The sequence below is a fragment of the Amycolatopsis sp. NPDC114478 genome, from assembly GCF_055633805.1.
This window is the reverse complement of record NZ_JBVKDO010000013.1, coordinates 95927-111095: the sequence shown is the minus strand read 5'-3', so window position 1 is coordinate 111095 and position 15169 is coordinate 95927. Positions and strand designations below refer to the sequence as shown.

The following is a 15169-nucleotide window of genomic DNA, read 5'->3' as shown; positions in this document are numbered from 1 at the left end:
CATAGTTAATGGTCTATACCAATCATGTCCGGAAATCCCGCCGCCGCGCTCGTCGTCGTGGAGGTTCCACCATGCGTCTCCGTTCCCTGCTGGCCGGGCTGGCCGGCCTCGCGCTCGTGAGCACCGGGCTCGGCACGCCCGCCGAGGCCGCCGCCGGGTCGCCGATCCCCGTCGGGCCCTACGTCGACATGGGCGCGTGGCCCACGCCCAGCCTGTCCGGGATGTCCGCCGCGAGCGGCGTCAAAGGCTTCACGCTCGCCTTCGTCAACTCCTACGGCTGCAAGGCCAGCTGGTTCGGCGCCTACGACCCGCGCACGGCCTGGCAGAAGGACGAGATCACCAAGATCCGCAACGGCGGCGGCGACGTCAAGATCTCCTTCGGCGGCGCGTCCGGCATCGAGCTGGCGCAGGCGTGCAGCACTTCCGCGCAGGTCGCGGCCGAGTACGACGCCGTCGTCAAGGCGTACGGACTGAAGTACGCCGACTTCGACATCGAGGGCGCGGCCATCGCCGACCCGACGACGATCGCCCGCCGGTCGCAGGCCCTGAAGACGCTGCAGAACAACAACCCGGGCCTGAAGATCTCGCTGACGCTGCCGGTGCTGCCGAACGGCCTGACCGCCGACGGCCTCAACGTCGTCAAGTCGGCCAAGGACGCCGGGGTGAACCTCGACCTCGTGAACATCATGGCGATGGACTACTACCAGGGCGCGGGCGACCAGGGCGCGAAAGCGATTTCCGCGGCCAAGGCGACGCAGGCGCAGCTGAAGTCGCTGTACGGGCTGAGCGACGCGGCGGCGTGGAAGAAGGTCGGCGTGACCCCGATGATCGGCGTCAACGACTCGCAGAACGAGATCTTTTACCAGAAGGACGCGAAGGCGCTGGTGGCGTTCGCGAAGACGGTCCACCTGGGCATGCTGTCGTTCTGGGAGGCCGGCCGCGACGCGAACGCGTGCACCGGCGCGCTCTACAAGTGCACCAACGTGCCGCAGTCGAAGTACGAGTTCGCGAAGATCTTCGCGGGCTACACCGGCTGAATCACCAGCGAGTGGCGTCCGCGAGCAGTGCGTCCCGCACTGCCGCGGGCCCCGCCCGGCACGGCTCCGCCCGAGTCACCACGAACAGCGTGTTGATCGGCGGCTCCTCCGGTTCGAGCAAAGCGACCAGCGCACCCGAAGCCAGCTCCGCCGCGCACAGGTACCTCGGCAGCACGCTCACCCCGAACCCGGCCAGCACGCTCGCCAACACGCCCCGCAGATCCGGGACGACGACCGCCGGCCCGGACGGGGGCCGGACGCCCAGCACCGACCGCCAGTAGCGGCGGATGATCGGCATGTCCTCCGCGTACGCCACCAGCGGCGCCGTCCGGGGGTCGCCGGTGAAGCCACGGGGGCCGACCAGGACGAACTCCTCGTCCGTCAGCGGGGTCGCCGACAACGCCCGGCCGCGGGGGCGGATCGTCGACACGACCAAGTCGAACCGGCGCTGCACGAGGCCCGCCAGCAAGTCGTCGGCCAGGCCGAACGTCACCCGCAACCGCAGGCCCGCCGAAACCAGGCCCGACAGAGCCGGCAGTACCCGCAGCGTCGTCAGCTCGGCCGGGCCCGCCAGGTGCACGGGGGCGGCGAACGGGTCCACCTCGCCCACGGTCAACGACGTCAGCGCGTCGACGTGCGGGGCGATCCGGGCCGCCAGCTCGTCAGCCGCCGACGTCGGCGTCACACCCCGGGCCCGCCGGACGAACAATTGCTGGCCGAGCTCGTCTTCCAGCGCTCTGACCTGCGCGGTCACCGTCGGCTGGGAAAGCCCCAGCGACGGCGCCGCGCGAGTCAGCGAACCTGCCCGGTGAACGGCCAGGAACGTCCGCAGCAGATCGAGGTCCAGCTCAGTCCTCGATCAGCTCGATCGAATCCACGACGTTCGGGTAGAACGCGACGTGGTCCTTGATCGGCGCGACCGCGTCGTACGGCTTCTCGTACGTCCAGACCGCGTTCTCGCCCTTCACCTCGCCCGCGTTGAGCGAGTAGTAGCCCGCCTCGCCCTTGTACGGGCAGTACGTCTCGTGGTCGGTGCGCTCCAGCACGCTCGCGTCGACGTCGGCCAGCGGGATGTACTGGACCGCCGGGTACGTGGACTCCTGCAGGGTGAACGCGTTGCGGCTGTCCGCGATGACGCGCCCACCCGCCTTGACCACCACGCGGGCCTTGGTCGGCTCGACGGTGATCGGGTGGTCCGGGCCCGGGACCAGCACCTTCTTCTCCGGCATGTCAGCTCCTCGAGAGAATCGTGTACCAGGAGCAGCACCCCGGGCCCGGCCGTTATTCCGGCTCAGGGCAGGTAGTACATCGGGTTCGGCAGTTTGACCGGACGCAGCGCGTAGCCGCCCTCGAGGTCGCTGAACTGGTCACCGACGTTGAGCACGATCTTCGCGCCGGTCGCCTCGATGTGCGCCCGCGTGCCCGACTTGTACTGGACCGTGTTGCAGGTCAGCCCGCACGGCAGGTAGCCGGGCGCGGTCGTCTTCGGCTTGAAGAACGCGCCCGCCGGGGCCGGGTAGCCCTCGTTGGCCAGGTTCTTGAGCGACTGCGGGCCCTGGAACTCGTTGCGCCCGGTCAGGAAGTAGACCTCGACGCCGCGCTGCGAGGCCCAGTTGGCCAGCTCCAGCACCGGCTTGTTGGCGACGAACGTGCCGTTGTCGATCGCCTGCTGCTGCTTGACCGGGTCGAAGCCGAAGTCGTTGTCGGCCTCCCAGCCGTAGGTGACCTCGGAGGTGTCGTCGACGTCCAGCACGATCGCCGGGTTCTTGACCTTGCCCAGCTGCTGCTGCAGGTAGCGCTTCGCGTCGGAGACGACGCGGTTGCTGTCCTTCGCGAACTGGCTGGTCTCGGAGTAGTGGTGCTTGCCCGCGGCGTCGAGGTAGTCGCCGTAGTAGGCCTTGACGTCGTTCTTGACCTGGCCGATGTTGGCCGGCTCCTTCGAGCGGGCGGCGGTCGCGTCGTCCGACCCGGCGAGCGCCGTCGCCCCCGAGGCGACGGTGGCGCCGATGGCCGCGGCGGCGGCGAGCTTGACGAGACCTGACCAGTTCCGGAGCACAGTGAACCTCCCACGACGAAGCGAACGACTCGGGGAACTTACGTCACTCGCTCGGCGCGGCACACAAAAGCCACCGGCGCGCGGCCGATCCGCGTCAAGACCACCGAAGCTTCCGCTTCGCCGCGCGGCTTCAGCCTGCGGCGCAACGCATCCGGATCGACGTCCAGGCCGCGCACCAGGATTTCCAGCCGCCCGACGTCGTGTCGCTTGAGGACGGTCTTCAGCGCCTTCTCGGTGTACGGACCGTGTTCCAGGACGCGGAAGGCCCGCACGCCCGGCGGCGGGGTGTCACCGGTCAGGTACGCGATGCGTTCGTCCAGCTGCCACAACCCGTGCCGCGCCGCGTAGTGGCGGACCAGCCCGGCCCGGACGACGGCGCCGTCGGGGTCGACGATCCACTCCCCCGGCTCGCGGGTGGGCAGGTCGTCCGGTTCGGCGTCGGTGACCGTCCACTGTGTCCCGTCCGAACGCAGCACGGTCGCCCGCCGCGTGACGCCGGTCCCGAGCCCCCGCCAGAGGCAGGACTCGCGGACCTGGCCGTCGAGGGACACCAATTCGACCTCGTCGGCCCACGGCGTGAGCGCGAAGTCCAGCCCCGGCGCGCACTTTACGGACAGCGCGCGTCCCGGGTAGGCGTCGACCAGGCCGTCCAGGGGCGGGGCGAAGTCCGCGGGCTTCCACGCCCGCCGCCCGGCGGAGTCACGCCGAGCGGGATCCGCGACGACGACACCCGAGCGGCTCGCCGGGCGCAGCGCGTCGGCGCGGACGAGTCCGAACGCGACCCCGGCCGTGGTTCCGTTGTGGCGCGCCATCTCCAGCCGCACCGGGTCCAGATCGGACCCGAGCGCGCGGCGCGCCACCCGGGCGATTTCGACGAGGTCGGCGCCGACCGAGCACGTGACGTCGTGGACGTCGAGCCCCGCCAGGCGCGCGGCCCGGTGCCGCGCCACGATCGTCGCGCTCGCCTGCTGGAGCGCGTCGGACGTGAACAGCCAGTCCACACCGGACAGTTTGCCGACGGCCTTGCGCCGCAGCAGCACGGTTTCCAGCACCGCGGCCGCGTGCTCCTCGCCGGCCAAGCGCCGGACGGCGGCCACGGAAGCGATGCGGTCGGTCAGCGGCAGGGCCGAGACCTCGGCGAGCGCCGCAGCACCCGCGTCCGAACGCAGGTGGGCGACGTCGCCGAGGCTGAACGAATAGCCCACTCAGGACGGCCGCTTGGTCCCGGTGATCATCACGTTGTAGAACAGCTCGCGCGGCAGGATCTTCGCGAGGACCTTCTTGTCCACAGCGGACAGCCGCAGCCACAGGCGATAGGCGAACAGGCGCCAGCGCACGGTCAGCTTCTCCTGCGGCACGGCGGCCTCGAACGTCCGGATCGGCCAGCCGGCCAGGGCCGCAGCGAACTCCTCGGTGACCGCGCGGACGTCCTGGGCGCCGGCGCCGCGCGCCCACGACTCCAGCTCCGACGGGTCGAACGTGTGGATGTCGACCACGGCTTCCAGCGCGGCGGCCCGCGACGACTCGTCCAGCTCCTCCTGCGGACGACGCCAGCCGCTCAACACGGGCAGCTTCGTCACGCGAGTCGTCAGGAACCACGTGAACTGGCCGAGCTTGCGGGCGTAGAAGTCGCCGATCTTCGTCGGCTCGCCGGCGAAGACGAACCGGCCGCCCGGCTTGAGCACGCGCAGCACCTCGCGGAACGCCGCCTGGACGTCCGGGATGTGGTGCAGCACCGCGTGCCCGACGACGAGGTCGAATGTGTTGTCCTCGTACGGGATGCGCTCGGCGTCGGCGACGCGGCCGTCGACGTCGAGGCCGAGCTTCTCGGCGTTGCGCAGCGCGACCTGGACCATGCCGGGCGAGAGGTCGGTGACCGAGCCCTTCTTGGCGACGCCGCCCTGCATGAGGTTCAGCAGGAAGAAGCCGGTGCCGCTGCCCAGCTCCATCGCGTGCTGGTAGGGCTGGCCGTCCTCGCCCGCGACGGCGTTGAACACGTCGGTCGCGTAGGAGATGCAGCGCTCGTCGTACGAGATCGACCACTTCTCGTCGTAGGTGCCGGCTTCCCAGTCGTGGTACAGCACGTTCGCGAGCTTGGGGTCGGCGTAGGCCGCCTGGACCTCTTCCGCGGTGGCGTGCGGGTTCGGGGCCGGGTCGTTCACGTCGGTCAAGGCGTCATTTCCCTTCGAAAGTGGCCTTGCCGGGCCCGTTTTCGATGAACGACTTCATGCCGTTCCGCTGGTCTTCGGTCGCCCAGAGGGCGGCGAACAGGTGCGATTCGAGCTTGAGCCCGTTCGCGAGGTCGGTGTCGAGGCCACCGTCGATGGCCGCCTTGGCCGCGCGCAGCGCGACGGCGGGGCCGTTCGCGAACTGGGCCGCCCACTTGTGCGCGGCCGCGTAGACGTCGTCCGGCGCGACGACCTGGTCGACGATCCCCAGCGACAGCGCCTCTTCGGCCTTGACGAACCGTCCCGTGTAGACGATGTCCTTGGTCTTGCTCGGCCCGATCAAACGCGCGAGGCGCTGCGTGCCGCCCGCGCCGGGGATGACGCCGAGCTGGATCTCCGGCTGGCCGACCTTGACGTTGTCGCCGGCGACCCGCCAGTCCGCGGTGAGCGCCAGTTCGAGGCCGCCGCCGAGGGCGTACCCGGTGATGGCCGCGACCACCGGCTTCGGGATGTTCGCGATGGCCGCGAGGGTGCCGGTGAGGGTGGCGCCGAACTTCGCGATCTCGGGGTAGGTGCGGGTGGCCATCTCCTTGATGTCCGCACCGCCCGCGAAGGTCTTCTCGCCGCCGTAGAGGATCACCGCGCGGACGTCGTCGCGCTCGGTGGCTTCCTTCGCCAGCTCGGCGAGCTCGGCGGTGACCTGGGCGTTCAGGGCGTTGACCGGCGGGCGGTCGAGCCGGATCGTGCCGACCCCGTCCTTGACCTCGAGGGTTACGAACTCTCCCACGTCACTCCTCCTCGTTGACGGACTGCCAGCAGGCTACCGGCCGGTAAGCGTCAGCTTAGCGACGGCGGGCGAAGAAGCGATCCCCGGAGCGCTCCAGCACGAGGTCCTGGTCGAACGTCTTCGACAGGTTTTCGCTGGTGATGACGTCGTCGACCAGGCCGGACACCACCGCGTGACCGTCGCGCAGGAGCAGCGCGTGGGTGAACCCGGGCGGGATCTCCTCGACGTGGTGGGTGACCAGGACCAGCGCCGGCGCGTCCGGGTCCATCGCGAGGTCGGACAGCCGGGCGACCAGGTCCTCGCGGCCGCCCAGGTCGAGACCCGCGGCGGGCTCGTCGAGCAGCAGCATCTCCGGGTCGGTCATCAGCGACCGGGCGATCAGCGCGCGCTTGCGCTCGCCCTCGGACAGCGTGCCGAAGGTGCGCTCGGCCAGGGTACCGATGCCCATCGCTTCGAGCAGCTCGGTCGCGCGGGCGGTGTCGAGGGTGTCGTACTCCTCACGCCAGCGGCCGAGGACCGCGTAGCCGGCGCTGACCACGACGTCCTTGACGAGCTCGTCGCCCGGGACGCGCTGGGCGATGGCCGCCGAGGTGAAGCCGATGCGCGGGCGGAGGTCGAAGATGTTGACCCGGCCGATCCGCTCGCCGAGCAGGTCGACCTCGCCGGTCGTCGGGTGCAGCTCGGCCGCGGCGAGGCGCAGCAGGGTGGTCTTGCCCGCGCCGTTCGGGCCGAGCACCACCCAGCGCTCGTCCAGTTCCACGGTCCAGTCGAGGCCGGCGAGGAGGTCGTTGGTCCCCCGGCGGACGCCGACACCGGCCATCCGGACCACGAGGTCGTCAAGTTCGCTGGGCTGGATCGGCTCGCTCACGAGGCCCATTCTGTCTTCCGTCGCGCGCGCGTGCGCACCCGCCCGGGTGAGACGGCGAACCGGCAGGTCGGAGCGCGTTCCACGACGTGGAACGCCGCACTCCGGAAGTGCCGGGCACCACGCCGGTGTGGCAGGATCGCGGCATGTCGACCGACGCGCCCGTGACCCCGGTGACCCGGGGCTCGTTCTGGCGCCGTCGCGCGATCGACCTGCTCCTCGTCGCTTCGGCCGGGTGTACGCGGGCGCGGCTTCGCTGATCTTCTTCTGCGGTGCCGCGCTGCCTCGCGTCCTGATCACCTTCGCGTCCGAGGAGCACCCGCGTTGACCACTTCCCTCGTCCGTCCCGCCGTCGAGATCCACCCGCAGCTGACCGACCCGTTGCTGCCCGAGCTGCTGCACCCGTCGCGGCTGCTGTGGACACCGCGCGAGCTGGCGGACCTCACGGCCACCGTCACCACCGAGCTGACGTCGAGCGTCAAGGACATCCTGCGCTTCGACGAGGACGGCCGCTGGTGGGCGCGGCTGGCCCTGACCGACGGCGTCGAGCTGTGGCTGCTGTCGTGGCTGCCCGGCCAGCAGACGAAGCCGCACGACCACGGCGGCGCGTCCGGCTCGTTCACCGTCCTGCAGGGCGAGCTCGGCGAGGAGTACCGCTACCCCGGCGGCCCGATCCGGCGGCGCACGCACGTCGCCGGCGAAGGCATCGGCTTCGGCGCCGGGCGCGCCCACCAGGTGACCGGCATCGGTGACGCGCCCGCGGCGAGCGTCCACGCGTATTCGCCGCCGCTCGTCCCGACGCGCGAGTACACGACGCTCGCCGATGTCCCCGCCGAAATCCCGCCGCTGCCCGCTATCGTCCACGGATGAGCGCCATCGATTCTTTCCTGTCCGCCGCGCGGTCCGGGTTGGACCGCGTGGGGCCGGAAAAGGCCCGCGAACTGCAGGAGGCGGGCGCGCTGCTCGTCGACATCCGGCCGTTCTCGAATCGCCAGGCCGAGGGCGAGATCCCGGGCTCGGTGGTCGTCGAGCGGATTCACCTGGAGTGGCGGCTGGCGCCGGACAGCGAGTGGCGGCTGCCCGGTGTGACGGCCGACTCGACCGTCGTGGTGCTGTGCAACGAGGGCTACTCGTCGAGCCTGGCCGCGGCGGACCTGCAGCGGCTGGGCCTGCCGAACGCGACCGACCTCGAAGGCGGGTTCCGCGCGTGGGCCGCCGCCGGCCTGCCCGTGCAGACCGGCGGCAGCCCCGCGGTGCCCTAGGCGAGCGCGGGCGCGACCTTCTCGGTGAACAGGTCGATGCCGGAGCGGTCGTACGCGGCTTCGGGGAAATTGAAGATCGCGTACGACATGCCCAGCTCACCCAGCTCGGCGAGCTTTTCGGTGACCTGCTCGGGCGTGCCGGTCGTCGGGCTGTTCACGAAGACGCCGTGCCACCGCTCCGCGGCGTCGGCCGGCGCGTACTTGTCGAGGTGGGACTTGAGCCAGGCCAGCTTGTCCTGGACGTCCTTCTCCGTCTCCCCGATGACCACGTTGTGGTTGACCGAGCGGACGATCGCGTCGTAGTCGGTGCCGACGTCCTTGCAGTGCTGCGCGAGGATCTCCGACTTGCGGGTGAACGTCTCGGGGTCGCCGGCGAAGTTCGTGTACTTCGCGTACTTCGCGGCGATCTTGAGCGTCTTCTTCTCGCCGCCGCCGGCGATCCACAGCGGGATGCCGCCTTCCTGCGGCGGCAGCGGACGCAGGATCGCGCCGTCCGTCTGGTAGTGCTTTCCGTCCAGTGTGGACGTCCCGGTCGTCCAGAGGTCACGCATGATCTGCACGCCCTCGTCGAGCTGGCCCAGGCGCTCGCCGGCGCTGGGGAAGCCGTAGCCGTAGGCCCGCCACTCGTGCTCGTACCAGCCGGCGCCGATGCCCATCTCGACGCGGCCGCCGGAGATGGTGTCGGCCGTGGCCGCGACCTTCGCGAGGTAAGCCGGGTTCCGGTACCCCATGCAGGTGCACATCTGGCCGAGCCGCACGGTGTCGGTCGCGGCGGCGAACGCCGACATCAGCGACCAGGCCTCGTGCGTGGCCTCCTCCGTCGGGACCGGCACGGTGTGGAAGTGGTCGTAGACCCAGATCGATTCGAAGGGGCCGGCCTCCGCGTGTTTCGCGAGGCCGAGCATGGTCTTCCAGTGGTCCGCGGGGTCGATGCCGGCCAGGTCCAGCCGCCAGCCCTGCGGGACGAACATTCCGAAGCGCATGCGTCCAACCTAACGCGGCCACCGCCCGCGCGCGGCGTGATTTCCGGCCACCGCGAGGTGGAGTAACTCCAGGTCAGTCCGGTTTTTCCGAAAGCCGCTCAGGCCAGGACCACGCGCGCCAGTTCGGCCGGGGCCGCCAGCAGGCCGTGCTTCGGCAGCACACGCACCGTGTAGCCGATCGATCCCGGTCGCGGCAGCTTCAGCCGGGCCGCGAAGGCGCCGATGCCGTCCGCCGTCATCGGGACCGTCACCGCGTCCCGCAGCTCGTCGTCGTCGCCGACCCGGCCGACCACCGCCTGGATGTCCACTTCGGACGGATCGAGCCCGGCCAGGTCGATGCGTGCCCGGATCGTCACCTCCGTGCCGACCACCAGGGGCTCGGCCGCCTCGATCAGCAGCTCCGAGTCGAAGATGCGCAGCCGTGGCCAGGACACCTCGAGCTTCGTGCGGTAGTCCGCCAGCGACAGCGCGCCGCGGTAGCCGTCGCCCGTCGCCGCCGCCACCATGCGCGACGCCGGCAGGTAGCCGTTGTCGACGTACTCGCGGACCATCCGGGACGCCTGGACGCGCGGCCCGAGCGTCTCCAGGGTGTGCCACACCATCGACAGCCAGCCGGTCGGGACGCCATCGGCCGACCGGTCGTAGAACAGCGGCGCGATCTGCTGGCCGAGCAGCTCGTACAGCGCCGCGGCCTCGAGGTCGTCACGGCGCAGGGGGTCGGTGACGCCGTCCGCGGTCGGGATCGCCCAGCCGTTGCTGCCGTCGTAGCACTCGTCCCACCAGCCGTCGCGGATGGAGAGGTTCAAGCCGCCGTTGAGCGCCGACTTCATCCCCGATGTCCCGCACGCCTCCAGCGGCCGCACCGGGTTGTTCAGCCAGACGTCGCAGCCGCGGTAGAGGTACCGGGCCATCGACATGTCGTAGTCCGGCAGGAAGACGATCCGGTGCCGGACGTCCGCGCCGTCGACGAACCGGACGATCTGCTGGATCAGCTGCTTGCCGTTCTCGTCGGCCGGGTGCGACTTGCCCGCGACGACGACCTGGATGGGCCGGTCCTCGTGCAGCAGCAGCGTGCGCAGCCGCTCGGGGTCGCGCAGCATCAGCGTCAGCCGCTTGTACGTCGGCACGCGGCGGGCGAACCCGACGGTCAGCACGTCCGGGTCGAACACCGAGTCCACCCAGCCCAGTTCCAGCGGCGACGCGCCGCGCTGCAGCCACGCCGCGCGCACCCGCCGGCGCACCTCGTGCACCAGCTTCTCGCGCAGGTCGCGCCGCAGGCCCCACAGCTGGGCGTCGGAGACGCCGTCGCGCAGCGGTCCCTCGCCGACGTCGAGCCCCCACTCGCGGCCGAGCAGCGTGCTCAGCTCGCGCGCCACCCACGTCGGGCCGTGGACGCCGTTGGTCACCGACGAGATCGGCACCTCGTCGTGGTCGAACCCGGGCCACAGCCGCGAGAACATCTTGCGCGTGACGCGGCCGTGCAGCTGCGAGACGCCGTTCGCGCGCTGGGCCAGCCGCAGGCCCATGTGCGCCATGTTGAAGAGGCCGGGATTGTCCTCGGCGCCGAGCGCGAGCACGCGTCTCGGGTCGATGTCCGGGACCAGCCTGCCGTCGTTGAAGTAGCGCTGCACCAGGTCCACCGGGAACCGGTCGATGCCCGCGCTGACCGGCGTGTGCGTGGTGAACAGCGTCCCGGCGCGGACCGCGGGCATGGCCTCGTCGAACGCGAGCCCGTCGGCCTGGACGATCTCGCGGGCGCGTTCGAGGCCCAGGAAGCCCGCGTGCCCCTCGTTCGTGTGGAACACCATCGGCTGCGGGTGCCCGGTCAGCTCGCAGTACTTCCGGACCGCGCGGAACCCGCCGATGCCGGCCAGGATCTCCTGCCGCAGCCGGTGGTCGGCGTCGCCGCCGTAGAGCCGGTCGGTGACGCCGCGCAGGTCTTCGTCGTTGGCCTCGGTGTCGGTGTCGAGCAGCAGCAGCGGCACCCGCCCGACGCGGGCCTGCCAGATCTGCGCGCACAGCTCGCGCCCGCCCGGCATCGCGACGCCGATCAGCACCGGCCGCCCGCCGGCGGTCAGCAGTTCGAGCGGGAACGCGTTCGGGTCGATCACCGGGTAGTGCTCGACCTGCCAGCCGTCGAGCGACAGCGACTGCCGGAAGTAGCCGTTGCGGTAGAGCAGCCCGACGCCGACCATCGGCACACCCAGGTCGGACGCGGCCTTGAGGTGGTCGCCGGCCAGCACGCCGAGGCCGCCGGAGTAGTTCGGGAGCGCCTCGGTGACGCCGAACTCCATCGAGAAGTAGGCCACCGCCGGCGGCAGCTCCGCGTCGTCACGCTGCTGGTACCAGCGCGGTTCCGAGAGGTACTTCTCCAGGTCTTCGGCCGCTTCGCGCGCCCGGGCGAGGAAGTCGTCGTCGACGGCGAGCTCGTCGAGGCGGGCGGGCGGCAGCGCGGTGAGCATCCGCAGCGGGTCGCGCACGGCGTTGAACAGCTCGGCGTCCATCGACGCGAAGAGGTCACGCGTCGGCGGGTGCCAGGTCCAGCGCAGGTTGGTGGCCAGCGCGCCGAGGCCGGACAGGGACTCCGGGAGGCTGGCGCGAACGGTGAACCGGCGGACTGCACGCATGGGAAGCGACGATATCGGGCCGAGGGCGACGATGCGCAGGGAGTAGTTCGGGGATAACGCGCACACGCCCCGTAAGCGCTGGGTAGGGTCCTGCCCGTCGGGTACCGGGGCACGAGAGCGAGTGGACAGATGATCCCAGGGGGAGGACGGCGCGCGCTGGTCGCGTTGCTGGCCGTCGCGGCGGTCGCCGTGAGCGGGTGCGGTGGCAAGAGCGGCGGGCCGGTCCAGGACACCGGCGCCGGGTCCGTCGCCGGCCTGCCGGTGACGCACTTCGAGAGCGGCCTGAAGCCCGACGCGCCCACGCCCGGCATCAACGTCAAGAACGCCGACGGCGGCGAGGACGACAAGCTCGCCACCGCCGCGATCGACGACGTCCAGACGTACTGGGGCGAGCGGCTGCCCGCCGACTTCGGCCAGCAGTTCGAGCCGGTGAAGTCACTGCTGTCCTACGACTCGCAGACCGACACCGAGACGACCGGCTGCGGCAGCGTCAAGAAGCTCGTGAACGCGTTCTACTGCTCGGTCGACGACTCGGTGGCGTGGGACCGCGGGGTCCTGCTGCCGATGCTGCGGCAGCGGTTCGGGCCGATGTCCGTGGTCGTCGTGCTGGCGCACGAGTTCGGCCACGCCGTCCAGTACCGGCTCGGCGACAAGGCCAACATGACCAACAGCACCCCGACCGTGGTGAAGGAGCAGCAGGCCGACTGCTTCGCCGGCGGGTACTTCCGGTGGGTCGCCGAGAACAAGAGCAAGTACTACCGGGTGTCGACGTCCGAGGGCCTGAACCAGGTCATGGCGGCGATGTTCCTGATCCGCGACCAGGCGGGCACCAGCGGCGCCGACCGCGGCGCGCACGGCACGGCGTTCGACCGCACCTTCGCGTTCCAGACCGGGTTCGAGAAGGGCCCGAAGGAGTGCGCGGCGATGAACACCGAGAACGTCAAGGCCCGGCTCACCGAGCGCCCGTTCGACAAGGGCGACACCGGCAAGGGCGACGCGAAGTTCAACGACCAGGCCGTCCAGCTGCTGAAGAAGAGCCTCGACGAGGCGTTCAAGGGCGCCGGGGTGGCCGCGCCGGAGATCGCCGACGGCGGCAGCTGCCAGACCACGCCGCCGGCGTCGTACTGCCCGAACGACAACACCGTGGCCATCGACCTGGCGAAGCTCTCGCAGCTGGCCCAGCCGATCGACCGCGAGGCCGAGATGAAGGGCGAGGACCCGGGCGGCATGGGCGACTTCGCCGCGTTCTCGGAGGTCGCTTCGCGGTACGCGCTGGGCATCCAGAAGGGCGTCGGCGCGTCGATCGACAACGCGAACGCGGGCCTGCGGACGGCGTGCCTGGTCGGGGCCTGGGCGGCGTTCACGAACCGGCCCGGCAACCTGCGGCTGTCGGCGGGCGACCTCGACGAGGCCATCGCGGACCTGCTGCAGCCGGAGAGCCTGATCTCGGCGGACGTCAACGGGAAGCGCCCGGACAGCGGTTTCGACCGCGTCGAGTCCCTGCGGCGCGGGTACCTCGAAGGGTCTTCGGTCTGCTCGAAGCAGTACGGCTGAGTGCATGAGAAAGGCCCCCACCGCGGTGGGGGCCTTTCTCATGCGTTCTAGAAGAGGGCGCTCGCCAGGTCGCGGCGGGCCTTCATGACGCGGTCGTCGGCCGGGTCGAAGAGGTCGAACAGCGCCACCAGGTGCTCGCGGACCTTGTTGCGGTCCTCCCCCGCCGTGCGGCGGACCGTGTCGATCAGGCGCTTGAAGCCCGCCTCGACGTCGTTCGAGGCGATCTCCAGGTCGGCCGCGTCGAGCTGGGCCGCCAGGTCGGACGGGTCGGCGTCGGCCTTCGCGCGGGCGTCCGGGTCCGCGTTCTCCGCGCGGGCGGTGAACTTGACCTGGGCCAGCGCGTTCTTCGCCAGCTCGTTGGCCGGTTCGACGTCGAGGATGCGCTCGTACGCGGCCTGCGCCCCGGCGAAGTCACCGCGTTCGAAGGCTTCCTCCGCCTCGGTGAAGCGCGGGTCCTCGGGCTCCTCGATCGGGCCGCCGCCGTTGGCCTCGGCCTCGGCGATCGCCGGGAGCTTGTCGCGCAGGGCGTCGAGCAGGGCGTTGATCCACTTGCGGATCTCCGGCTCGGGCAGCGCGCCGGAGAACGCGTCGACCGGCTGACCGCCGGCGATGGCGACGATCGTCGGGATGGACTGCGCGCCGAACAGCTGCGCGATGCGCGGGTTCGCGTCGACGTCGACCTTCGCGACGACCCACGCGCCGCCGGACTCGCCGGCCATCCGCTCGAGCACCGGGGACAGCTGCTTGCACGGGCCGCACCACTCGGCCCACAGGTCGACGACCACCAGCTGGCGCAGGGACCGCTCCACGACCTCGGCCTGGAAGGTGGCCTCGGTGACATCGATCACGGCGCCACCCGACGCCGGTTTCGGCGGGCCGTCCGCACCGGGCGGGCCGGCCGACGGGGCCGGCTGCCTCTGCGCCGATTCGGCGCGGGCCTTGAGCGCGGACAGGTCGACCGCGCCGGAGAGGGCGGCGGACAGGGCCGCTGACTTCGCTGCAGATCCGCGTGGCTGTGTCACGCTTCCATCCTGGCACGCGGGCCGGACGGTTTCACCGGGTGCCCCGGGCCGGTCCGCTTGGCAGGACGGCGCCGCTTGGGGCAGGCTCGGCCGGATGCACATCCGGCGTGACGTGAAGGTGGGCTTGTCGATCACGGCCGCCGTCGTCTGGATCGGCGCCGTGGCGCTGCTCATCGTCCACGAGCCGGAACCGGGCGCGGCCTCGCCCGCCGACCTGCGCGACCGGCTCGCCACCGCGCTCGGCAGCCACGACCCGGACGCGTTCGGCGAGCTGCTCGACTACCCGGGCTCGGGCGGCGACGACTTCGCCAAGGCCTACGTCGCGGTGCTGGCCGACCACGGCGTCCACGACGTGCACGTGGCGCTGGGCCCGGACGCGGCGGCCCCGGCCCGCGCGACGATCACCGGCGCGCTCGGCGACGGCAAGCCGTTCAGCTACCCGCTGACGGTGACGAGCGAAGACGGCCGCTGGACGGTCGCCTTCACCCCGCCACTGCCGTAGTCAGCTCTCGCGGAGGTGGGCCTCGACGCGGTCCACCTTGGCCTCGAGCTGGCCTTCGAAGCCGGGCCGGATGTCCGCTTTCAGGACCAGGCCGACGCGCGCCGAGCCCTCCCCCGCGGCCTCGACCGCGCGCTTCACGACGTCCATGACTTCATCCCACTCGCCTTCGATGTTCGTGAACATGGCGTTGGTCGAGTTGGGCAGCCCGGAGTCGCGGACGACCTTGACGGCGCGGGCGACGGCCTCGCTCACCCCGCCGTCGGGCTCTCCCCCGGACGGGCTCACGCTGAACGCGACGATCATGCT

At 71.2% G+C, this 15169-nt stretch carries 16 protein-coding genes; 5 read left to right on the top strand and 11 right to left on the bottom strand.

Going from position 1 to position 15169, the window contains the following annotated elements; translation table 11 throughout:
* Positions 1-71 precede the first annotated feature (71 nt).
* The gene (locus ACZ7OH_RS31650; protein ID WP_470284169.1) at positions 72-1037 is read left to right on the top strand and encodes a chitinase; all 966 of its coding nucleotides are present in this window, start codon (positions 72-74) and stop codon (positions 1035-1037) included.
* Between the two features lies 1 nt (position 1038).
* Here the strand turns inward: ACZ7OH_RS31650 and ACZ7OH_RS31645 are convergent, their stop codons facing one another.
* The 7 genes from ACZ7OH_RS31645 to ACZ7OH_RS31615 all read right to left on the bottom strand — a co-directional run bounded on the left by ACZ7OH_RS31645 (position 1039) and on the right by ACZ7OH_RS31615 (position 6925).
* Positions 1039-1869: a LysR family transcriptional regulator gene (locus ACZ7OH_RS31645; RefSeq protein WP_470284339.1), complete on the bottom strand. Its 831-nt coding sequence runs from the start codon at positions 1867-1869 to the stop codon at positions 1039-1041.
* 16 nt (positions 1870-1885) lie between these two features.
* Positions 1886-2266 carry a DUF427 domain-containing protein gene (locus ACZ7OH_RS31640; protein ID WP_400903050.1) on the bottom strand — a complete coding sequence of 127 codons (381 nt, stop codon included), beginning with the start codon at positions 2264-2266 and terminating at the stop codon, positions 1886-1888.
* 62 nt (positions 2267-2328) lie between these two features.
* Positions 2329-3093: an HAD family acid phosphatase gene (locus ACZ7OH_RS31635; protein WP_470284168.1), complete on the bottom strand. Its 765-nt coding sequence runs from the start codon at positions 3091-3093 to the stop codon at positions 2329-2331.
* 38 nt (positions 3094-3131) lie between these two features.
* Positions 3132-4298: a class I SAM-dependent methyltransferase gene (locus ACZ7OH_RS31630; RefSeq protein ID WP_470284167.1), complete on the bottom strand. Its 1167-nt coding sequence runs from the start codon at positions 4296-4298 to the stop codon at positions 3132-3134.
* A complete protein-coding gene (locus ACZ7OH_RS31625) occupies positions 4299-5264 on the bottom strand; it encodes a class I SAM-dependent methyltransferase (RefSeq protein ID WP_470284166.1) in 966 nt (321 codons plus the stop codon). It abuts the gene before it with no gap.
* A gap of 4 nt (positions 5265-5268) precedes the next feature.
* Positions 5269-6048, bottom strand: coding sequence for an enoyl-CoA hydratase/isomerase family protein (locus tag ACZ7OH_RS31620; protein WP_470284165.1), 780 nt, complete (start codon positions 6046-6048; stop codon positions 5269-5271).
* Between the two features lie 55 nt (positions 6049-6103).
* Positions 6104-6925 carry an ABC transporter ATP-binding protein gene (locus ACZ7OH_RS31615; RefSeq protein ID WP_470284164.1) on the bottom strand — a complete coding sequence of 274 codons (822 nt, stop codon included), beginning with the start codon at positions 6923-6925 and terminating at the stop codon, positions 6104-6106.
* 312 nt (positions 6926-7237) lie between these two features.
* On the opposite strand from ACZ7OH_RS31615, the gene ACZ7OH_RS31610 reads away from it, so the two are divergent.
* Both ACZ7OH_RS31610 and ACZ7OH_RS31605 read left to right on the top strand, forming a co-directional pair.
* The gene (locus tag ACZ7OH_RS31610; protein WP_400903035.1) at positions 7238-7783 is read left to right on the top strand and encodes a cysteine dioxygenase; all 546 of its coding nucleotides are present in this window, start codon (positions 7238-7240) and stop codon (positions 7781-7783) included.
* On the top strand, positions 7780-8175 hold the full coding sequence (locus tag ACZ7OH_RS31605; protein ID WP_470284163.1) for a rhodanese-like domain-containing protein: 396 nt from the start codon (positions 7780-7782) through the stop codon (positions 8173-8175). The genes ACZ7OH_RS31610 and ACZ7OH_RS31605 overlap by 4 nt, the downstream gene beginning before the upstream one ends.
* Here the strand turns inward: ACZ7OH_RS31605 and ACZ7OH_RS31600 are convergent.
* Together ACZ7OH_RS31600 and glgP are read right to left on the bottom strand one after the other, a co-directional pair.
* The gene (locus tag ACZ7OH_RS31600) at positions 8172-9158 is read right to left on the bottom strand and encodes an LLM class F420-dependent oxidoreductase (protein WP_400903030.1); all 987 of its coding nucleotides are present in this window, start codon (positions 9156-9158) and stop codon (positions 8172-8174) included. The genes ACZ7OH_RS31605 and ACZ7OH_RS31600 overlap by 4 nt on opposite strands.
* Before the next feature lie 98 nt (positions 9159-9256).
* Positions 9257-11785 (bottom strand): alpha-glucan family phosphorylase, encoded by a 2529-nt coding sequence (glgP, locus tag ACZ7OH_RS31595; protein WP_470284162.1) that lies wholly within the window; start codon positions 11783-11785, stop codon positions 9257-9259.
* A gap of 129 nt (positions 11786-11914) precedes the next feature.
* Between glgP and ACZ7OH_RS31590 the strand changes: the two genes are divergently transcribed.
* Positions 11915-13339, top strand: a complete 1425-nt coding sequence (locus ACZ7OH_RS31590; RefSeq protein ID WP_470284161.1) for a neutral zinc metallopeptidase — start codon at positions 11915-11917, stop codon at positions 13337-13339.
* A gap of 47 nt (positions 13340-13386) precedes the next feature.
* Here the strand turns inward: ACZ7OH_RS31590 and ACZ7OH_RS31585 are convergent, their stop codons facing one another.
* Positions 13387-14361 carry a tetratricopeptide repeat protein gene (locus tag ACZ7OH_RS31585; RefSeq protein WP_400903016.1) on the bottom strand — a complete coding sequence of 325 codons (975 nt, stop codon included), beginning with the start codon at positions 14359-14361 and terminating at the stop codon, positions 13387-13389.
* A gap of 94 nt (positions 14362-14455) precedes the next feature.
* Between ACZ7OH_RS31585 and ACZ7OH_RS31580 the strand changes: the two genes are divergently transcribed.
* On the top strand, positions 14456-14863 hold the full coding sequence (locus ACZ7OH_RS31580) for a Cif family virulence factor (RefSeq protein ID WP_470284160.1): 408 nt from the start codon (positions 14456-14458) through the stop codon (positions 14861-14863).
* Here ACZ7OH_RS31580 and ACZ7OH_RS31575 read toward each other — a convergent pair whose 3' ends face one another.
* Complete coding sequence (locus tag ACZ7OH_RS31575) at positions 14864-15166, bottom strand: thiamine-binding protein (RefSeq protein ID WP_400903011.1); 303 nt, start codon at positions 15164-15166, stop codon at positions 14864-14866. It abuts the gene before it with no gap.
* Positions 15167-15169: the final 3 nt, after the last annotated feature.